Genomic DNA, 18,440 nt, shown 5'->3' with positions numbered 1-18,440 from the left:
ATGAAAAACAGTGAACTGGAACGCCTGATTAACGAAAAACTCAACACGGCTTCGTTTAGCGACTACGGCCCGAATGGCTTGCAGGTGGAGGGGCGCGAGGCGGTGCAAAAAATCATCACCGGCGTGACGGCAAGCCAGGCGCTGCTGGATGAGGCGGTGCGTCAGGAAGCCGATGCGGTGATTGTCCACCACGGTTATTTCTGGAAAAACGAATCACCGATTATTCGCGGCATGAAGCGCAACCGACTCAAAACGCTGCTGGCGAATGACATCAACCTGTACGGCTATCACCTGCCGCTCGATGCGCATCCTGAACTGGGAAATAACGTTCAGCTTGCGCAGCTGCTGGGGATTACCGTGATGGGTGAAATTGAACCTCTGGTGCCGTGGGGCGAACTGTCGATGCCGGTTCCGGGTCTGGAGCTGGCTTCGTGGATCGAAGCGCGCCTGGGGCGTCGTCCGCTGTGGTGCGGCGACACCGGGCCGGATACCGTGAAGCGCGTGGCATGGTGCACCGGCGGCGGCCAGGGCTTTATTGACAGCGCGGCGCGTTTTGGTGTCGACGCCTTCATTACCGGCGAAGTCTCCGAGCAGACCATTCACTCAGCCCGTGAACAAGGCCTGCATTTTTACGCGGCGGGCCATCACGCCACCGAGCGTGGCGGCATCCGCGCCCTCAGCGAGTGGCTGACGGAAAATACCGATCTGGATGTGACGTTTATTGATATCCCTAATCCGGCCTGATGAGAGGTAGTTAAGTGCAGCGAGCGCGTTGTTATCTTCTGGGTGAAACCGCGGTAGTTCTGGAGCTTGAGCCTCCGGTGACGCTTGCTACGCAAAAGCGTATCTGGCGTCTGGCTCAGCGACTGCCCGAGCTACCCGGCGTGGTTGAAGCTATTCCGGGTATGAATAATATCACCGTGGTGCTGCGTGATCCGCACACGGGGGCGCTGGATGCCATTGAGCGTCTGCAACGCTGGTGGGAGGAGAGCGAGGCGCTGGAGCCGGAATCGCGGACGATTGAGATCCCGGTTGTCTATGGCGGCAAGGGAGGCCCCGACCTTGGCGTGGTGGCCGAACACTGTGGATTAACGGAGAAGCAGGTTGTGGAGCTGCATAGCTCAGTCGACTATGTTGTCTGGTTTTTGGGATTTCAGCCGGGTTTCCCCTATCTGGGCGGGTTATCGCCCCAGCTGCATACGCCGCGCCGGGCTGAGCCGCGCCTGAGCGTACCGGCGGGCAGCGTGGCGATTGGTGGCGAGCAAACGGGAATTTATCCGCTCGCCTCACCGGGAGGCTGGCAACTGATTGGGCACACGTCCACGCCGTTATTTGAACCAGGCCAGGACGCGCCCATACTCCTGCGTCCGGGGGATACCCTGCGCTTTATCCCGCAGAAGGAGGGGGTATGTTAACGCTTATTCGCGCAGGGCTTTACACCTCGGTACAGGATGCCGGGCGTTTTGGGCTGCGTCAGTCGGGCGTGAGCTACTGCGGTGCGCTCGATCGCCCTTCGCTGGAGATTGCCAACCTGCTGGTAGGTAACGCAGGCAGCACGGCGGCGTTAGAAATTACGCTGGGTCAGTGCGTGATTGAGTTTGGTCAGGAAACCTGGTTTGCCTTAACCGGCGCGGGCTGTGACGCGACGCTGGACGGCAAAGCGGTGTGGACCGGCTGGCGCCTGCGGGCGAAGGCCGGGCAGCGTCTGACGCTCAAGCGTCCTCTGCACGGCGTGCGCAGCTATCTTGCGGTGGCGGGGGGGATCGACGTGCCGGAGGTGTTGGGCTCATCCAGCACCGACCAGAAAGCGGGAATGGGCGGCCATGAAGGGCGGCTGCTGCGTGACGGCGATCGTCTGCGGATAAAGACCTCAACGCGCCATTTCACCACCATGCAGGGCGTGAAACAGCTGCTGTGGGGGAACGTGATCCGCGCCTTACCAGGACCGGAATACCATGAGTTTGATGAAGCCGCGAAAGAGTCTTTCTGGCGCTCGCCGTGGAAGATCAGCCCGCAGAGTAACCGCATGGGTTACCGGCTTCAGGGGCAGCCGCTGACCCGCACGACTGACCGGGAGCTGCTTTCCCATGGTCTGTTGCCCGGGGTGATTCAGGTGCCGGGCAACGGGCAGCCCATCGTACTGATGAACGATGCGCAAACCACGGGGGGATATCCGCGTATTGCCTGCATTATCGAAGCGGATCGCTACCATCTGGCGCAAATTCCTCTCGGTCAGCCCATTCATTTTGTGCAGTGTTCGCTGGAGGAGGCGCTGAAAGCCCGGCAGGATCAGCAGCGTTATCTCGAACAGCTGGCGTGGAGGCTCGATGGTAAAGATTGATTTAAACGCCGATCTGGGGGAGGGCAGCAACGCCGATGCGGCGCTGATGACGCTGGTCTCCTCGGTGAATATCGCCTGCGGGTTTCATGCCGGCGATGCGCAGACCATGCTGGCGAGCGTGCGCAATGCCATGAAAAACGTTGTGGCGATTGGCGCTCACCCCAGCTTTCCCGACCGGGAAAACTTTGGTCGCACAGCGATGGATCTGCCGCCTGAGACGGTTTACGCGCAAATGCTCTACCAGATCGGCGCGCTGGAGGCGATAGTGCGCGCTGAGAATGGCGTGTTGCGCCACGTCAAGCCGCACGGCATGCTCTATAACCAGGCGGCGAAAGATCCGGCGCTGGCGGATGCCATTGCCCGTGCGGTGCGGGACTGTAATCCGCAACTGATTCTGGTAGGCCTGGCGGGCAGCGAGCTTATTCGTGCCGGAGAACGGCTGGGGCTGACTACGCGGCAGGAAGTGTTTGCCGATCGGGGATACCTGCCGGACGGTAGCCTGGTTCCGCGTACGCAGGCCGGTGCGCTGATCACCGACGAAGGTAAAGCACTGGCGCAGACGCTGGAGATGGTGCGCTTCGGGCGAGTAACCTCAACGGAGGGGACAACGGCAAACGTTCAGGCTGATACGGTGTGCTTACACAGTGACGGCGAGCATGCGCTCCAGTTTGCGCGACGCCTGCGGGCGGCGTTCTCGGAAGAGGGCATTGTTGTCAGCGCAGAATAATCATGAAAGGACAATAACATGCCAGAAGGTCCGGAGATCCGCCGCGCGGCGGATAGCCTGGAGGCGGCGATAAAGGGCAAACCTCTGACACACGTCTGGTTTGCCTTTCCTCAACTCAAGCCGTTTGAATCGCAGCTGGTGGGGCAGACGGTGACCCACATTGAAACGCGCGGCAAGGCGTTACTCACCCACTTTTCCCATAACCTGACGTTATACAGCCATAATCAGCTTTACGGTGTCTGGCGGGTGGTGGAGGCGGACGAGCAGCCGCAAACGACCCGCGTGCTGCGCGTGCGGCTACAAACGGCGGATAAGGCGATCCTGCTTTACAGCGCCTCTGATATCGAAATGTTAACGCCGGAGCAGCTGCTGACGCATCCGTTCTTACAGCGGGTCGGGCCGGACGTGCTCGACATGCGTCTGACGGCAAGCGATGTGAAAGCCCGGTTGTTATCCCCCACATTCCGCAACCGGCAGTTCTCCGGGCTGTTGCTCGATCAGGCATTTCTGGCGGGGCTGGGAAACTACCTGCGGGTGGAGATCCTCTGGGAAGTGGGGCTGGCGCCGCAGCACAAAGCGTCGCAGCTGAGCGATGAACAGCTGGAGGCGCTGTCGCACGCGTTACTGGATATTCCACGGCTGTCGTACAACACGCGCGGCGTGGTGGATGAGAACAAGCATCACGGGGCGCTGTTCCGCTTCAAGGTGTTTCATCGGGCAGGTAAAAAGTGTGAGCGGTGCGGCGGGGTGATTGAGAAGGCGACGATCTCTTCCAGGCCGTTTTACTGGTGTCCTGGGTGCCAGATGTAAAAAAGCCGGGTGGTGGCTACGCCTTACCCGGCCTACATCTCGCACTTGTAGGCCCGGCAAGCGAAGCGCCGCCGGGCGTGTTTTTTAGCGCTTAATGTCAGACTTAAAATCACGCTGCTCGTAGCCGGTATACAGCTGACGAGGACGCGCGATTTTCATGCCTTCGCTGTGCATTTCGTTCCAGTGCGCAATCCAGCCCACGGTACGGGCCATGGCGAAGATTACGGTGAACATGGAAGACGGAATGCCCATCGCTTTCAGAATAATGCCAGAGTAGAAATCGACGTTCGGGTAGAGTTTCTTCTCGATGAAGTACGGGTCGTTCAGCGCGATGTGTTCCAGCTCCATCGCCACTTCCAGCAGATCATCTTTGGTGCCCAGCTCTTTCAGCACTTCGTGGCAGGTCTCACGCATGACGGTCGCGCGCGGGTCGTAGTTTTTGTAAACACGGTGACCGAAGCCCATCAGACGGAAGGAGTCATTCTTGTCTTTCGCGCGGCGCACGAACTCAGGAATGTGCTCAACGGAGCTGATCTCTTCCAGCATCTTCAGTGCCGCTTCGTTCGCGCCGCCGTGCGCCGGTCCCCACAGGGAGGCGATGCCCGCAGCGATACAGGCGAACGGGTTCGCGCCGGAAGAGCCCGCGGTACGGACGGTAGAGGTCGAGGCGTTTTGTTCGTGGTCAGCGTGCAGGATCAGAATACGGTCCATCGCGCGTTCCAGCACCGGGTTCACTTCGTACTCTTCGCACGGCGTGGAGAACATCATACGCAGGAAGTTACCCGCGTAGGAGAGGTCGTTGCGTGGGTACACAAACGGCTGACCGATAGAGTATTTGTAACACATCGCCGCCATGGTAGGCATTTTAGACAGCAGACGGAACGCCGCGATATCACGGTGACGTGGGTTATTCACGTCCAGAGAATCGTGGTAGAACGCCGCCAGCGCACCGGTAATACCGCACATGACCGCCATCGGATGAGAGTCACGACGGAACGCATGGAACAGACGGGTAATCTGCTCATGGATCATGGTGTGACGGGTCACGGTGGTTTTAAATTCATCGTACTGGGCCTGCGTCGGTTTTTCGCCGTTCAGCAGGATGTAGCACACTTCCAGGTAGTTGGATTCGGTGGCTAACTGATCGATGGGGAAGCCGCGATGGAGCAGGATACCTTCGTCACCGTCAATGTAGGTGATTTTGGATTCGCAAGATGCGGTGGAGGTGAATCCAGGGTCAAAGGTGAATACCCCTTTGGAACCCAGCGTACGGATATCAATAACATCCTGACCGAGCGTGCCTTTTAGCACATCCAGTTCAATAGCATCATCACCATTTAGGGTGAGTTTTGCCTTTGTATCAGCCATTTACGGTCTCCTTAGCGCCTTATGCTTAAGACTGCGCTTTACCGGATTTGCTTTCAGCTGTTAATCATCGTTACCAGATTGTTATTTGGCTTACCGCTCAGCTCACGAGGAGAAACCAGGGTACAGAGCTATGGCGCCTTGCAGGTAAACGAATGAAATATCAGTGAAACAACAGCAAATCAGCGTTTTTGCAGTCCGAATTATTCAAACCTGTATATCACTAATAACTGTCCTGATAACTTCGGTCAATACCATCACACTGTTACATAACTATTTGTCAGGTGAAAGATAGACCTCATAACTTTTGCGCATTATATGCCTTTTCTGATGACGTTTGTAACAATATTGTTTAACATTTGTCAAATCAGATGATTAAAAATTAAAAAGATGTTGTTATCGTGACCCCGATCACTGTTCCAGAGAAAACCCAACAAACTGTATGTAGGTTAATTGTAATGATTTTGTGAACGGCCTATACTGCCGCCAGGTCTCCGGAACACCCTGCAATCCCGAGCCACCCAGCGTTGTAACGTGTCGTTTTAGCATTTGGAAGCAATGTTTTGCATGACGCGCAGTTATAGAAAAGGAACGCTGTCTGACCCGCATCGCAGTCCGGAGGAAGGAAACAATAAGAACAGCATGTGGGCGTTATTCATGATAAGAAATGTGAAAAAACAAAGACCTGTCAATCTGGATCTGAAAACGATCCGATTCCCTGTAACAGCAATAGCGTCCATTCTGCACCGTGTTTCTGGTGTGATTACGTTTGTGGCGGTCGGTATCTTGCTGTGGTTACTGGGAACCAGCCTCTCATCCCCTGAAGGATTCCTCCAGGCCTCAGCCATTATGAACAGCTTCTTCGTGAAATTTATCATGTGGGGCATTCTGACTGCGCTGGCCTATCACGTGGTTGGCGGCGTTCGCCATATGCTGATGGACTTTGGCTACCTGGAAGAGACGTTCGAGGCCGGTAAACGTACCGCTAACATTTCATTTGTGATCACTGTCGTGCTTTCACTTCTCGCAGGAGTTCTCGTATGGTAAGCAACGCCTCCGCATTAGGACGCAACGGCGTACATGACTTCATCCTGGTCCGTGCTACCGCCATCGTTCTCACCCTTTACATCATCTATATGATCGGTTTCTTCGCGACCAGCGGCACGCTGACGTGGGAAATCTGGAGTGGTTTCTTCGGATCGGCCTTCACCAAAGTGTTCACCCTGCTGGCCCTGTTCTCCATCCTTATTCATGCCTGGATTGGCATGTGGCAGGTGTTGACCGATTACGTTAAACCGCTGGCGATTCGCCTTCCGCTGCAACTGATTATTGTTGTTGCTCTGCTGGTTTACGTCATTTATGGATTTGTTGTGGTGTGGGGTGTGTAATGAAACTGCCAGTCAGAGAATTTGATGCTGTTGTGATTGGTGCGGGTGGCGCAGGTATGCGCGCCGCACTGCAAATTTCCCAGAGCGGCCAGACCTGTGCGCTGCTCTCTAAAGTATTCCCGACCCGTTCCCACACTGTGTCTGCGCAGGGCGGTATCACCGTTGCGCTGGGTAATTCCCATGAAGATAACTGGGAATGGCATATGTACGATACGGTAAAAGGTTCCGATTACATCGGTGACCAGGATGCCATCGAATATATGTGTAAAACCGGCCCGGAAGCGATTCTGGAGCTGGACCACATGGGTCTGCCGTTCTCTCGTCTGGAAAATGGCACCATCTATCAGCGTCCGTTTGGCGGCCAGTCGAAAAACTTCGGCGGAGAGCAGGCGGCACGAACCGCAGCGGCGGCTGACCGTACCGGTCACGCGCTGCTGCACACGCTGTATCAGCAGAACCTGAAAAACCACACCACCATCTTCTCCGAGTGGTATGCGCTGGATCTGGTGAAAAACGCCGATGGCGCCGTGGTGGGATGTACCGCCCTGTGCATCGAAACCGGTGAAGTGGTCTACTTCAAAGCCCGCGCAACCGTGCTGGCGACCGGCGGCGCAGGCCGTATCTATCAGTCCACTACCAATGCCCATATCAACACCGGTGACGGCGTTGGGATGGCGATCCGCGCTGGCGTGCCGGTGCAGGACATGGAGATGTGGCAGTTTCACCCAACCGGTATCGCCGGTGCGGGCGTACTGGTGACAGAAGGCTGCCGTGGTGAAGGTGGTTACCTGCTGAACAAACATGGCGAGCGCTTCATGGAGCGTTATGCGCCAAACGCAAAAGACCTTGCGGGCCGTGACGTGGTGGCGCGTTCCATCATGATCGAAATCCGTGAAGGCCGCGGCTGTGACGGCCCTTGGGGTCCACACGCGAAGCTGAAACTCGACCATCTGGGTAAAGAAGTGCTGGAATCCCGTCTGCCGGGCATTCTGGAGCTGTCCCGCACCTTCGCGCACGTCGACCCGGTGAAAGAGCCAATTCCGGTTATCCCAACCTGTCACTACATGATGGGCGGTATTCCGACCAAAGTGACCGGTCAGGCGCTGACCGTGAACGAGCAGGGCGAAGACGTAGTCATCCCTGGCCTGTTCGCGGTAGGCGAAATTGCCTGCGTATCCGTGCACGGCGCAAACCGTCTGGGCGGCAACTCCCTGCTGGACCTGGTGGTATTTGGTCGTGCGGTGGGGCTGCATCTCCAGGAATCTATTGCCGAGCAGGGCGCGCTGCGTGATGCGACCGATGACGAAATCGATGCCTCTCTTGAGCGCCTCAATCGCTGGAACGGTAATCGTAACGGCGAAGATCCGGTGGAGATCCGTAAGGCGTTGCAGGAGTGTATGCAGCACAACTTCTCGGTATTCCGTGAAGGTGACGCGATGGCCAAAGGGCTTGAGCAGCTGAAAGCGATCCGTGAGCGTCTGAAGAATGCCCGTCTGGATGATACCTCCAGCGAGTTCAACACCCAGCGCGTTGAGTGCCTGGAGCTGGATAACCTGATGGAAACCGCGTTCGCCACTGCGATGTCGGCAAACTTCCGTACCGAAAGCCGTGGCGCCCATAGCCGCTTCGACTTCCCGGATCGTGATGACGAAAACTGGCTGTGCCATTCCCTGTATCTGCCAGAGTCGGAAACCATGACGCGTCGTAGCGTTAACATGGAACCGAAACTGCGTCCGGCGTTCCCGCCGAAGATTCGTACTTACTAATGCGGAGACAGGATAATGAAACTCGAATTCTCAGTTTATCGTTATAACCCGGATGTAGACGATGCTCCGCGTATGCAGGATTACACCCTCGAAGCGGAAGAAGGTCGTGACATGATGCTGCTGGATGCCTTAATCCAGCTGAAAGAGAAAGATCCTACGCTGTCGTTCCGCCGCTCCTGCCGTGAAGGGGTGTGTGGCTCTGACGGTGTAAACATGAACGGCAAAAACGGTCTGGCCTGTATTACGCCAATTTCAGCGCTACAGCGTTCTGGCCAGAAAATTGTGATCCGTCCTCTGCCTGGCCTGCCGGTCGTGCGTGATTTGGTGGTGGACATGGGGCAATTCTATGCACAATATGAGAAGATTAAGCCTTACTTATTGAATAATGGGCAAAATCCACCCGCTCGCGAGCACTTACAGTCTCCTGAGCAGCGTGAAAAACTCGATGGGTTGTACGAGTGTATTCTCTGTGCATGCTGTTCAACGTCATGCCCGTCATTCTGGTGGAACCCGGATAAATTTATCGGCCCTGCGGGTCTGCTGGCTGCCTATCGCTTCCTGATCGACAGCCGCGATACCGAAACCGAGAATCGTCTGGAAGGGCTAAGTGACGCTTTCAGCGTATTCCGCTGCCATAGCATCATGAACTGCGTCAGTGTGTGTCCTAAGGGGCTGAACCCGACGCGCGCCATCGGCCATATTAAGTCGATGTTGTTGCAGCGCAGTGCGTAAGTAACAACGCCGGATGGCGCTGCGCTTATCCGGCCTACGTAACAGTAGGCCCGGTAAGCGTAGCGTCACCGGGCAAATTGCAGAAACCTTTAAAAACTGCCCTGAAGTTTAGACAGTTTCTAAAGGTTCCTTCGCGGGCCAAATGAAAAGAGCTCGCAGGTGAACCCCGGCACGTACACGTGGTGTGCGTGGTAGTTTCTACGGCGAAAGTAAGCATAAAAATGCTTAAGGGATCACGATGCAGAACGGCGCAATGAAAGCCTGGCTGGACTCTTCTTACCTCTCTGGTTCAAACCAGAGCTGGATAGAACAGCTCTATGAAGACTTCTTAACCGATCCTGACTCAGTGGACGCAAACTGGCGTTCAATGTTCCAGCAGTTGCCTGGTACAGGGGTCAAACCGGATCAATTCCATTCAAAAACACGTGATTATTTCCGTCGTCTGGCGAAGGATGCCTCACGTTACTCTTCTGCGATTTCCGACCCTGACACCAATGCGAAGCAGGTTAAAGTCCTGCAACTTATCAACGCTTATCGCTTCCGTGGTCACCAGCATGCGAATCTCGATCCGCTGGGACTGTGGCAGCAGGAACGTGTAGCGGATCTTGATCCGGCTTATCACGATCTGACCGAGGCCGATTTCCAGGAAAGCTTTAACGTAGGTTCCTTTGCCATCGGCAAAGACACGATGAAGCTGGGCGATCTGATTGACGCGCTCAAGCAAACCTACTGCGGCTCCATCGGCGCGGAATATATGCACATTACCTCCACCGAAGAGAAACGCTGGATCCAGCAGCGTATCGAATCCGTGGCAGGCCACGCGAATTTCTCAGCAGAAGAGAAAAAACGTTTCCTCAGCGAACTGACCGCCGCGGAAGGCCTTGAGCGCTATCTGGGCGCGAAATTCCCTGGCGCAAAACGCTTCTCACTGGAGGGCGGCGATGCGTTAGTCCCGATGCTGAAAGAGCTGATTCGTCATGCCGGTAAGAGCGGCACGCGCGAAGTGGTGCTGGGCATGGCGCACCGTGGTCGCCTGAACGTGCTGGTTAACGTGCTGGGTAAAAAGCCGCAGGATCTGTTCGACGAATTTGCGGGTAAACATAAAGAGCACCTCGGCACCGGTGACGTGAAATACCACATGGGCTTCTCGTCGGATATCGAAACCGAGGGCGGTCAGGTTCACCTGGCGCTGGCGTTTAACCCGTCGCACCTGGAAATCGTCAGCCCGGTGGTTATCGGTTCCGTGCGTGCGCGTCTGGATCGTCTGGACGAGCCGAGCAGCAATAAAGTACTGCCAATCACTATTCACGGTGATGCGGCGGTCACAGGGCAGGGCGTGGTTCAGGAAACCCTGAACATGTCGAAAGCGCGTGGTTATGAAGTGGGCGGTACCGTTCGCATCGTAATCAACAACCAGGTGGGCTTCACCACCTCTAACCCGCTGGATGCGCGTTCCACCCCGTACTGCACCGACATCGGTAAAATGGTTCAGGCGCCAATTTTCCACGTTAACGCGGATGACCCTGAAGCCGTTGCTTTCGTTACCCGTCTGGCGCTGGACTTCCGTAACACCTTCAAGCGCGATGTGTTCATTGACCTCTTCTGCTACCGCCGTCACGGCCACAACGAAGCGGATGAGCCAAGTGCAACCCAGCCGCTGATGTACCAGAAAATCAAAAAACACCCGACGCCGCGTAAAATCTACGCTGACAAGCTGGAAAGCGAAAAAGTGGCGACGCTGGAAGATGCGACCGAGATGGTCAATCTTTATCGCGACGCGCTGGATGCGGGTGAATGCGTGGTGAAAGAACTGCGCCCAATGAACATGCACTCCTTCACCTGGTCGCCGTACCTCAACCACGAGTGGGACGAGAGCTACCCGAACAAGGTTGAAATGAAACGTTTGCAGGAGCTGGCTAAACGCATCAGCACCGTGCCGGAAGCGATCGAGATGCAGTCCCGCGTGGCCAAGATCTATGGCGACCGCCAGGCAATGGCGGCGGGTGAGAAGCTGTTCGACTGGGGCGGCGCGGAAACGCTGGCCTATGCGACGCTGGTTGACGAAGGTATTCCGGTTCGTCTGTCCGGTGAAGATGCGGGTCGTGGCACCTTCTTCCACCGTCATGCGGTTGTGCACAACCAGTCTAACGGTTCAACGTACACTCCGCTTCAGCACGTGCATAACGGTCAGGGCCAGTTCAAGGTCTGGGACTCCGTGCTGTCAGAAGAAGCGGTTCTGGCCTTCGAATACGGCTACGCCACCGCAGAACCCCGCACTCTGACCATCTGGGAAGCGCAGTTCGGTGACTTCGCCAACGGTGCGCAGGTCGTCATCGACCAGTTCATCTCCTCCGGTGAGCAGAAGTGGGGCCGTATGTGTGGTCTGGTGATGCTGCTGCCGCACGGCTATGAAGGACAAGGTCCGGAGCACTCCTCCGCGCGTCTGGAGCGTTATCTGCAACTCTGCGCCGAGCAGAATATGCAGGTTTGTGTGCCGTCCACTCCGGCTCAGGTTTACCACATGCTGCGTCGTCAGGCGCTGCGCGGTATGCGCCGTCCGCTGGTAGTCATGTCACCAAAATCCCTGCTGCGCCATCCACTGGCGGTCTCCAGCCTGGAAGAGCTGGCAAACGGCACCTTCCTGCCGGCCATCGGTGAAATTGACGAGCTGGATCCGCAGGCCGTTAAGCGTGTCGTAATGTGTTCTGGTAAGGTTTATTACGACCTGCTGGAACAGCGCCGTAAGAACGATCAGAAAGATGTCGCCATCGTGCGTATCGAACAGCTTTATCCGTTCCCGCATCAGGCGATGCAGGAAGTGCTGAAACAGTACGCTCACGTTCATGATTTTGTCTGGTGCCAGGAAGAGCCGCTCAACCAGGGCGCATGGTATTGCAGCCAGCATCATTTCCGTGAAGTGATTCCATTTGGGTCTGCCCTGCGTTATGCAGGTCGCCCGGCCTCCGCCTCTCCGGCGGTAGGGTATATGTCCGTTCACCAGAAGCAGCAACAAGATCTGGTCAATGACGCGCTGAACGTCGATTAATTAAAGGATACATAATGAGTAGCGTAGATATTCTTGTTCCCGACCTGCCTGAGTCCGTAGCAGATGCAACCGTCGCCACCTGGCACAAAAAACCAGGCGACGCGGTAACCCGTGACGAAGTGCTGGTAGAAATCGAAACTGACAAAGTGGTACTGGAAGTACCGGCTTCAGCGGATGGCATTCTGGATGCAGTCCTGGAAGATGAAGGTACGACCGTCACTTCTCGCCAGATCCTGGGTCGCCTGCGTGAAGGCAATAGCGCGGGCAAAGAGTCCAGCGCCAAATCTGAAGAGAAAGCGTCTACTCCGGCCCAGCGCCAGCAGGCGTCTCTGTCCGATCAGACCAATGACGCGCTCAGCCCGGCGATCCGTCGCCTGCTGGCTGAGCACAGCCTCGATCCGGCAGCCATCAAAGGCACCGGCGTGGGTGGCCGTCTGACGCGCGAAGACATCGACAAGCATCTGGCAAAAGCGCCTTCTGAGGCGAAAGCGGAAGCGAAAGCCCCTGCGGCAGCACCAGCGGCACAGCCAGCTCTGGGCGCACGTAGCGAAAAACGCGTGCCGATGACCCGCCTGCGTAAGCGCGTGGCCGAGCGTCTGCTGGAAGCGAAAAACTCCACCGCGATGCTGACCACCTTTAACGAAGTCAACATGAAGCCAATCATGGATCTGCGCAAGCAGTACGGTGACGCGTTTGAAAAACGTCACGGTATCCGTCTGGGCTTCATGTCCTTCTACGTGAAAGCGGTAGTTGAAGCGCTGAAACGCTACCCGGAAGTGAACGCGTCTATCGATGGCGATGACGTGGTTTACCACAACTACTTCGACGTCAGCATGGCGGTTTCTACCCCGCGCGGCCTGGTTACCCCGGTTCTGCGTGACGTGGATACCCTGGGTATGGCTGACATCGAGAAGAAAATCAAAGAGCTGGCCGTGAAAGGCCGCGACGGCAAGCTGACCGTTGAGGACCTGACTGGCGGTAACTTCACCATTACCAACGGTGGTGTGTTCGGCTCGCTGATGTCTACCCCGATCATCAACCCGCCGCAGAGCGCGATCCTGGGTATGCACGCCATTAAAGATCGTCCAATGGCGGTAGACGGTAAAGTGGAGATCCTGCCGATGATGTACCTGGCGCTCTCTTACGATCACCGCCTGATCGACGGCCGCGAGTCCGTAGGCTTCCTGGTTGCCATTAAAGAGCTGCTGGAAGATCCAACGCGTCTGCTGCTGGACGTCTAGTTTTTGCAGTCTTGCCCGGCGGCGCGTTGCTTGCCGGGCCTACAAAAGCACTACCTAACGATTACCTGAAGGATGGATAGAACACATGAACTTACATGAATATCAGGCCAAACAGCTGTTTGCCCGGTATGGCTTACCGGCTCCGGTGGGTTATGCCTGTACTACCCCGCGTGAAGCAGAAGAAGCCGCGTCTAAAATCGGTTCCGGCCCGTGGGTAGTTAAATGTCAGGTTCACGCTGGTGGCCGTGGTAAAGCGGGCGGTGTGAAGGTTGTTAAGAGCAAAGAAGAGATCCGTGCGTTTGCTGAACATTGGCTCGGCAAGCGTCTGGTAACCTACCAGACAGATGCGAACGGCCAGCCGGTTAACCAGATCCTGGTGGAAGCGGCAACCGACATCGCGAAAGAACTGTACCTCGGCGCAGTCGTAGACCGTAGCTCCCGTCGCGTGGTGTTCATGGCGTCTACCGAAGGCGGCGTGGAAATCGAAAAAGTGGCGGAAGAAACCCCGCACCTGATCCACAAAGTGGCTATCGATCCGCTGGCGGGCCCAATGCCTTACCAGGGTCGTGAGCTGGCATTCAAACTGGGTCTGGAAGGCAAGCTGGTTCAGCAGTTCACCAAGATCTTCATGGGTCTGGCGACCATTTTCCTGGAGCGCGATTTGGCGCTGATCGAGATCAACCCGCTGGTGATCACCACCCAGGGCGACCTGATCTGCCTCGACGGCAAGCTGGGCGCTGACGGCAACGCGCTGTTCCGCCAGTCCGATCTGCGCGAAATGCGCGACCAGTCTCAGGAAGATCCGCGTGAAGCGCAGGCTGCACAGTGGGAACTGAACTACGTGGCGCTGGATGGCAACATCGGCTGCATGGTTAACGGTGCGGGCCTGGCAATGGGCACCATGGACATCGTTAAGCTGCACGGCGGTGAGCCAGCGAACTTCCTCGACGTGGGCGGTGGCGCAACCAAAGAGCGCGTAACCGAAGCGTTCAAAATCATCCTCTCTGACAGCAACGTGAAAGCGGTTCTGGTGAACATCTTCGGCGGTATCGTACGTTGCGACCTGATCGCCGACGGTATCATCGGCGCGGTAGAAGAAGTGGGCGTTAACGTTCCGGTTGTTGTACGTCTGGAAGGGAACAACGCTGAACTCGGCGCGAAAAAACTGGCTGACAGCGGCCTGAATATTATTGCAGCGAAAAGTCTGACGGATGCAGCTCAGCAGGTTGTTGCCGCAGTGGAGGGGAAATAATGTCCGTTTTAATTAATAAAGATACCAAGGTTATCTGCCAGGGCTTCACCGGTAGCCAGGGGACTTTCCACTCCGAACAGGCGATTGCCTACGGTACGCAGATGGTTGGCGGCGTAACGCCAGGTAAAGGCGGCACCACCCACCTGGGCCTGCCGGTGTTCAACACCGTGCGTGAAGCGGTAGAAGCGACGGGCGCAACCGCGACCGTGATCTACGTACCGGCGCCGTTCTGCAAAGACTCTATTCTGGAAGCGATCGACGCAGGCATTAAGCTGATCATCACCATCACCGAAGGCATCCCGACGCTGGATATGCTGACCGTGAAGGTGAAGCTGGACGAAGCAGGCGTGCGCATGATCGGCCCGAACTGCCCAGGCGTTATCACTCCAGGCGAATGCAAAATCGGCATCATGCCGGGCCACATTCATCGCCCAGGCAAAGTGGGTATCGTGTCCCGTTCCGGTACCCTGACCTATGAAGCGGTTAAGCAGACCACCGACTACGGTTTCGGCCAGTCCACCTGCGTGGGCATCGGCGGTGACCCGATCCCGGGCTCTAACTTCATCGACATCCTGAAGCTGTTCCAGGAAGATCCACAGACCGAAGCGATCGTGATGATCGGTGAGATCGGTGGTAGCGCGGAAGAAGAAGCGGCTGCTTACATCAAAGATCATGTGACCAAGCCGGTGGTGGGTTACATCGCGGGTGTGACCGCGCCGAAAGGCAAACGTATGGGTCACGCGGGCGCGATTATCGCAGGCGGTAAAGGTACGGCTGATGAGAAATTCGCAGCACTGGAAGCCGCAGGCGTGAAAACCGTTCGCAGCCTGGCGGATATCGGTGAAGCACTGAAATCCATCATTAAGTAAGTCCTCTCTGCTCCCCGATTGGGGCGCGTTGAAGTATAAAAAAATGTCCGTTTCGACATGGTTGGCCGCTGTAAAGCGGCCTTTTTTTATTGCCTGCGTTTAGCCACCAGGGTGAATTTATAGTCGTCGGTGTTAAACACGTTGCGACTGTATTCAAATACCCGGCCGTCTTTCAGAAAGCCACGAGAGACTTTTTCCAGAATCGGTTTTGCCGGATCGAGCGCCAGGGCGGCAATCGCCTCGTCCGATGGCATGACTGGCACCAGCTCCTGCTCGCTGCGATCGATCACCATCTTTTTGATCTGCTCAATGTAATGGTATTTCGACTGTTCCATCACTTCCCAGGTGAGGTCGGGGAACATCGCCAGCGGCATCCATGTCTCTTCCTGATTCACCGGCTTTTCCCTGATGAAGCGTACGCGCTTGACGTGCCAGACCTTATCATCCGGATTGAGCGCAAGTTTTGCCGCGAGCCGCTCATCGGCTTTCACCACTTCGAAGACGCTGACGTCGCTGTGCGTATCGACGTTGCGATCCGCTAACTTTTCGTAAAAACCGGTGAGCTGATAAATATCGTAATTCACCCGCTCCTCTTTTACATACGAGCCGCTGCCCTGAATACTTTCGATGATCTGCTCGTCGGCGAGCAGCTTCAAAGCCTGCCGCACGGTGACCCGGCTGACGCTAAACGCCTCCTGAAGGCTGGATTCCGTCGGCAGCGCGTCGCCAGGTTTTAACTCACCGGCATTAATTTTCTCGCGGAACGCATCGGCGATCTGCCGGTACATCGGTTTATTGCCCATTGTGTCGCGCCTTTTTAATACGTTTTCAGGGAATTATGCCTTCAGTGGTAAATTTGTAAATAATACAAATAAGATACAAATATCGGTGTTAGTGAAAATGATCACATAAATGTATTATCCGGTCTGCCACAATCCTGCCCAGACAATAACTTTGGATAGGTGAGGATCTTATGAACCTAACGACTCTGACCGACCCCCGTGCTGTCTGCGTGCAGGCGCAGTTTACCAGCCGTGATGAGGCAATCCGTCAGCTTGCGACGCGGCTGGTGGCGTTGAGCAAAATAGCCGACGCCGATACGTTTCTGGCAGACGTTTTCCATCGGGAATCGCTTGGCCCGACGGCGCTGGGCGAGGGGCTGGCCGTACCTCATGGTAAATCAGTGGCGGTAAACGAAGCGGCTTTTGCCGTGGCCACACTGCGTGAGCCGCTGGCCTGGGAAGGTGTGGACGGACCGGAGGAGGTCGAGCTAATTTTTCTGCTCGCCATTCCTCCCGCACAAGCGGGATCAACGCATATTCAGGTCCTGACGGAACTGACGTCTCGCCTGGCGGATGACGAGCTCAGGGCGCGCGTGATGACGGCGACCAGCGCGGAAGCGGTGCTTGCGGCGCTGGAAACGGCGCCTGACGCACAAGAAACCGCCGTGGCGGAGAATGCCCCGACGATCGTCTGCGTTACCGCCTGTCCGGCCGGGATCGCCCATACCTACATGGCAGCGGAGTATCTCGAAAAAGCGGGACGTAAGCTCGGCGTCAATGTGGTGGTCGAAAAGCAGGGGGCAAATGGTATTGAGGGGCGCATCACCGCGCAGCAGTTGCAGGAGGCAAAAGCGTGTATCTTCGCGGCGGAAGTGGCGATCAAAGAGCGTGAGCGTTTTCAGGGGATGCCCGCCATTTCCGTGCCCGTCGCGGAACCCTTACGCCATGCGGAAGCGCTCATTGAGCGTGCGCTGGCGCTACAGCCTGTATCCGATGCGCGTCCTGCGCATGTCGACTCGGACGCGAAAAAGTGCGTTAAAACCGAACTCAAGCAGGCGCTGCTCAGCGGTATCTCCTTTGCGGTGCCGCTGATTGTTGCTGGCGGCACGGTGCTGGCGGTGTCGGTACTGCTGGCGCAAATCCTGGGCTTGCAGCATCTGTTCGATCAGGAAAATTCGTGGCTGTGGATGTACCGCAAACTGGGCGGCGGGATGCTCGGTATTCTGATGGTGCCTGTTCTGGCAGCCTATACCGCTTACTCGCTGGCGGATAAACCTGCGCTAACGCCGGGCTTTGCGGCGGGTCTTGCCGCCAATATGATCGGCTCTGGTTTTCTCGGGGCCATCGTCGGCGGGCTGATTGCGGGCTACCTGATGCGCTGGGTAAAAAACCACATCCGACTGAGTAGCCGCTACAACGGCTTTCTGACCTTTTATCTCTATCCGGTGATTGGCGTGCTGGGCGCAGGCAGCCTGATGCTGTTTGTGATCGGCGAACCGGTGGCCTGGATCAATAATGCCCTGACCGCCTGGCTTAACGGTCTGTCCGGCGCGAACGCGCTGCTGCTGGGGGCGATCCTGGGCTTTATGTGCTCGTTCGATCTGGGCGGTCCGGTCAACAAAGCCTCTTACGCGTTCTGTCTGGGAGCGATGGCCAATGGCGTATACGGGCCTTATGCGATTTTTGCCTCCGTCAAAATGGTATCGGCCTTTACCGTGACGGCATCAACGATGCTGGCTCCGAACCTGTTCAAACAGTTCGAAATTGAAACCGGCAAGTCCACCTGGCTGCTGGGGCTGGCGGGCATCACCGAAGGGGCAATTCCGATGGCTATCGAGGATCCGTTGCGGGTCATCGGCTCATTTGTTCTGGGGTCAATGGTGACCGGAGCGATTGTCGGGGCGATGGGGATTGGGCTATCCACCCCCGGCGCGGGCATTTTCTCGCTCTTCTTACTGCATGATGCCGGGCTGGGCGGCGTGATGGCCGCTGTCGGCTGGTTTGGCGCCGCGCTGGCTGGCGCCACAATCTCTACGCTCATTTTACTGCTCTGGCGACGCCAGGCCGTGAAGAGCGGCACCTACGTGACTGAAGACATACCATCGTAAACACGCACTGACA

General features: G+C 56.6%; 16 protein-coding genes. 14 read left to right on the top strand and 2 right to left on the bottom strand.

What is annotated here, in order from left to right:
• From H2Z33_RS01285 to nei, 5 genes are read left to right on the top strand one after another with little or no spacing between them, the layout of a single operon-like run.
• Entirely contained in the window at positions 1-744 is a 744-nt protein-coding gene (locus H2Z33_RS01285; RefSeq protein WP_026094364.1) for a type 2 GTP cyclohydrolase I, read from the top strand.
• Positions 745-758: 14 nt separating this feature from the next.
• Positions 759-1,415, top strand: coding sequence for a 5-oxoprolinase subunit PxpB (gene pxpB / locus H2Z33_RS01280; protein WP_003858633.1), 657 nt, complete (start codon positions 759-761; stop codon positions 1,413-1,415).
• Complete coding sequence (gene pxpC, locus H2Z33_RS01275; RefSeq protein WP_063134798.1) at positions 1,409-2,341, top strand: 5-oxoprolinase subunit PxpC; 933 nt, start codon at positions 1,409-1,411, stop codon at positions 2,339-2,341. The genes pxpB and pxpC overlap by 7 nt, the downstream gene beginning before the upstream one ends.
• Positions 2,328-3,068: a 5-oxoprolinase subunit PxpA gene (gene pxpA / locus H2Z33_RS01270; RefSeq protein WP_063134827.1), complete on the top strand. Its 741-nt coding sequence runs from the start codon at positions 2,328-2,330 to the stop codon at positions 3,066-3,068. The genes pxpC and pxpA overlap by 14 nt, the downstream gene beginning before the upstream one ends.
• Before the next feature lie 18 nt (positions 3,069-3,086).
• Positions 3,087-3,878, top strand: coding sequence for an endonuclease VIII (gene nei / locus H2Z33_RS01265; protein ID WP_015571114.1), 792 nt, complete (start codon positions 3,087-3,089; stop codon positions 3,876-3,878).
• An 84-nt stretch (positions 3,879-3,962) separates the two neighbouring features.
• Here the strand turns inward: nei and H2Z33_RS01260 are convergent, their stop codons facing one another.
• Positions 3,963-5,246 carry a citrate synthase gene (locus H2Z33_RS01260; RefSeq protein WP_006809584.1) on the bottom strand — a complete coding sequence of 428 codons (1,284 nt, stop codon included), beginning with the start codon at positions 5,244-5,246 and terminating at the stop codon, positions 3,963-3,965.
• Between the two features lie 639 nt (positions 5,247-5,885).
• Between H2Z33_RS01260 and sdhC the strand changes: the two genes are divergently transcribed.
• From sdhC to sucD, 8 genes are all read left to right on the top strand, one after another.
• Positions 5,886-6,290: a succinate dehydrogenase cytochrome b556 subunit gene (gene sdhC / locus H2Z33_RS01255; protein WP_026080740.1), complete on the top strand. Its 405-nt coding sequence runs from the start codon at positions 5,886-5,888 to the stop codon at positions 6,288-6,290.
• A complete protein-coding gene (sdhD, locus tag H2Z33_RS01250; protein WP_003858621.1) occupies positions 6,284-6,631 on the top strand; it encodes a succinate dehydrogenase membrane anchor subunit in 348 nt (115 codons plus the stop codon). The genes sdhC and sdhD overlap by 7 nt, the downstream gene beginning before the upstream one ends.
• Positions 6,631-8,397, top strand: coding sequence for a succinate dehydrogenase flavoprotein subunit (sdhA, locus tag H2Z33_RS01245; protein ID WP_003858619.1), 1,767 nt, complete (start codon positions 6,631-6,633; stop codon positions 8,395-8,397). Before sdhD ends, sdhA begins: the two co-directional genes overlap by 1 nt.
• A gap of 15 nt (positions 8,398-8,412) precedes the next feature.
• On the top strand, positions 8,413-9,129 hold the full coding sequence (locus tag H2Z33_RS01240; protein WP_023303307.1) for a succinate dehydrogenase iron-sulfur subunit: 717 nt from the start codon (positions 8,413-8,415) through the stop codon (positions 9,127-9,129).
• 238 nt (positions 9,130-9,367) lie between these two features.
• Positions 9,368-12,175: a 2-oxoglutarate dehydrogenase E1 component gene (gene sucA / locus H2Z33_RS01235; protein ID WP_003858615.1), complete on the top strand. Its 2,808-nt coding sequence runs from the start codon at positions 9,368-9,370 to the stop codon at positions 12,173-12,175.
• A gap of 14 nt (positions 12,176-12,189) precedes the next feature.
• Entirely contained in the window at positions 12,190-13,416 is a 1,227-nt protein-coding gene (odhB, locus tag H2Z33_RS01230) for a 2-oxoglutarate dehydrogenase complex dihydrolipoyllysine-residue succinyltransferase (RefSeq protein ID WP_003858613.1), read from the top strand.
• 85 nt (positions 13,417-13,501) lie between these two features.
• A complete protein-coding gene (gene sucC / locus H2Z33_RS01225) occupies positions 13,502-14,668 on the top strand; it encodes an ADP-forming succinate--CoA ligase subunit beta (RefSeq protein ID WP_017384968.1) in 1,167 nt (388 codons plus the stop codon).
• Positions 14,668-15,537, top strand: coding sequence for a succinate--CoA ligase subunit alpha (gene sucD / locus H2Z33_RS01220; RefSeq protein ID WP_003858609.1), 870 nt, complete (start codon positions 14,668-14,670; stop codon positions 15,535-15,537). Before sucC ends, sucD begins: the two co-directional genes overlap by 1 nt.
• A gap of 86 nt (positions 15,538-15,623) precedes the next feature.
• Here the strand turns inward: sucD and H2Z33_RS01215 are convergent, their stop codons facing one another.
• Positions 15,624-16,340, bottom strand: a complete 717-nt coding sequence (locus H2Z33_RS01215; RefSeq protein WP_032670329.1) for a GntR family transcriptional regulator — start codon at positions 16,338-16,340, stop codon at positions 15,624-15,626.
• 170 nt (positions 16,341-16,510) lie between these two features.
• On the opposite strand from H2Z33_RS01215, the gene mngA reads away from it, so the two are divergent.
• Positions 16,511-18,427, top strand: coding sequence for a PTS 2-O-a-mannosyl-D-glycerate transporter subunit IIABC (gene mngA, locus H2Z33_RS01210; protein ID WP_032670328.1), 1,917 nt, complete (start codon positions 16,511-16,513; stop codon positions 18,425-18,427).
• Positions 18,428-18,440: the final 13 nt, after the last annotated feature.

It is taken from the genome of Enterobacter sp. YSU (assembly GCF_016082135.1).
In the GTDB taxonomy this organism is placed as follows: Bacteria; Pseudomonadota; Gammaproteobacteria; order Enterobacterales; family Enterobacteriaceae; genus Enterobacter; species Enterobacter hormaechei_C.
The sequence above is the reverse complement of the archived record's forward strand: the minus strand, read 5'-3'. Positions and strand labels throughout refer to the sequence as shown.

What these genes read in the sequence shown, in the direction of transcription:
- H2Z33_RS01285 (WP_026094364.1), top strand. Translation starts at nt 1, where the DNA reads ATGAAAAACAGTGAACTGGAACGCCTGATTAACGAAAAACTCAACACG.
- pxpC (WP_063134798.1), top strand. Translation starts at nt 1,409, where the DNA reads ATGTTAACGCTTATTCGCGCAGGGCTTTACACCTCGGTACAGGATGCC.
- pxpA (WP_063134827.1), top strand. Translation starts at nt 2,328, where the DNA reads ATGGTAAAGATTGATTTAAACGCCGATCTGGGGGAGGGCAGCAACGCC.
- nei (WP_015571114.1), top strand. Translation starts at nt 3,087, where the DNA reads ATGCCAGAAGGTCCGGAGATCCGCCGCGCGGCGGATAGCCTGGAGGCG.
- H2Z33_RS01260 (WP_006809584.1), bottom strand. Translation starts at nt 5,246, where the DNA reads ATGGCTGATACAAAGGCAAAACTCACCCTAAATGGTGATGATGCTATT.
- sdhC (WP_026080740.1), top strand. Translation starts at nt 5,886, where the DNA reads ATGTGGGCGTTATTCATGATAAGAAATGTGAAAAAACAAAGACCTGTC.
- sdhD (WP_003858621.1), top strand. Translation starts at nt 6,284, where the DNA reads ATGGTAAGCAACGCCTCCGCATTAGGACGCAACGGCGTACATGACTTC.
- sdhA (WP_003858619.1), top strand. Translation starts at nt 6,631, where the DNA reads ATGAAACTGCCAGTCAGAGAATTTGATGCTGTTGTGATTGGTGCGGGT.
- H2Z33_RS01240 (WP_023303307.1), top strand. Translation starts at nt 8,413, where the DNA reads ATGAAACTCGAATTCTCAGTTTATCGTTATAACCCGGATGTAGACGAT.
- sucA (WP_003858615.1), top strand. Translation starts at nt 9,368, where the DNA reads ATGCAGAACGGCGCAATGAAAGCCTGGCTGGACTCTTCTTACCTCTCT.
- odhB (WP_003858613.1), top strand. Translation starts at nt 12,190, where the DNA reads ATGAGTAGCGTAGATATTCTTGTTCCCGACCTGCCTGAGTCCGTAGCA.
- sucC (WP_017384968.1), top strand. Translation starts at nt 13,502, where the DNA reads ATGAACTTACATGAATATCAGGCCAAACAGCTGTTTGCCCGGTATGGC.
- sucD (WP_003858609.1), top strand. Translation starts at nt 14,668, where the DNA reads ATGTCCGTTTTAATTAATAAAGATACCAAGGTTATCTGCCAGGGCTTC.
- H2Z33_RS01215 (WP_032670329.1), bottom strand. Translation starts at nt 16,340, where the DNA reads ATGGGCAATAAACCGATGTACCGGCAGATCGCCGATGCGTTCCGCGAG.
- mngA (WP_032670328.1), top strand. Translation starts at nt 16,511, where the DNA reads ATGAACCTAACGACTCTGACCGACCCCCGTGCTGTCTGCGTGCAGGCG.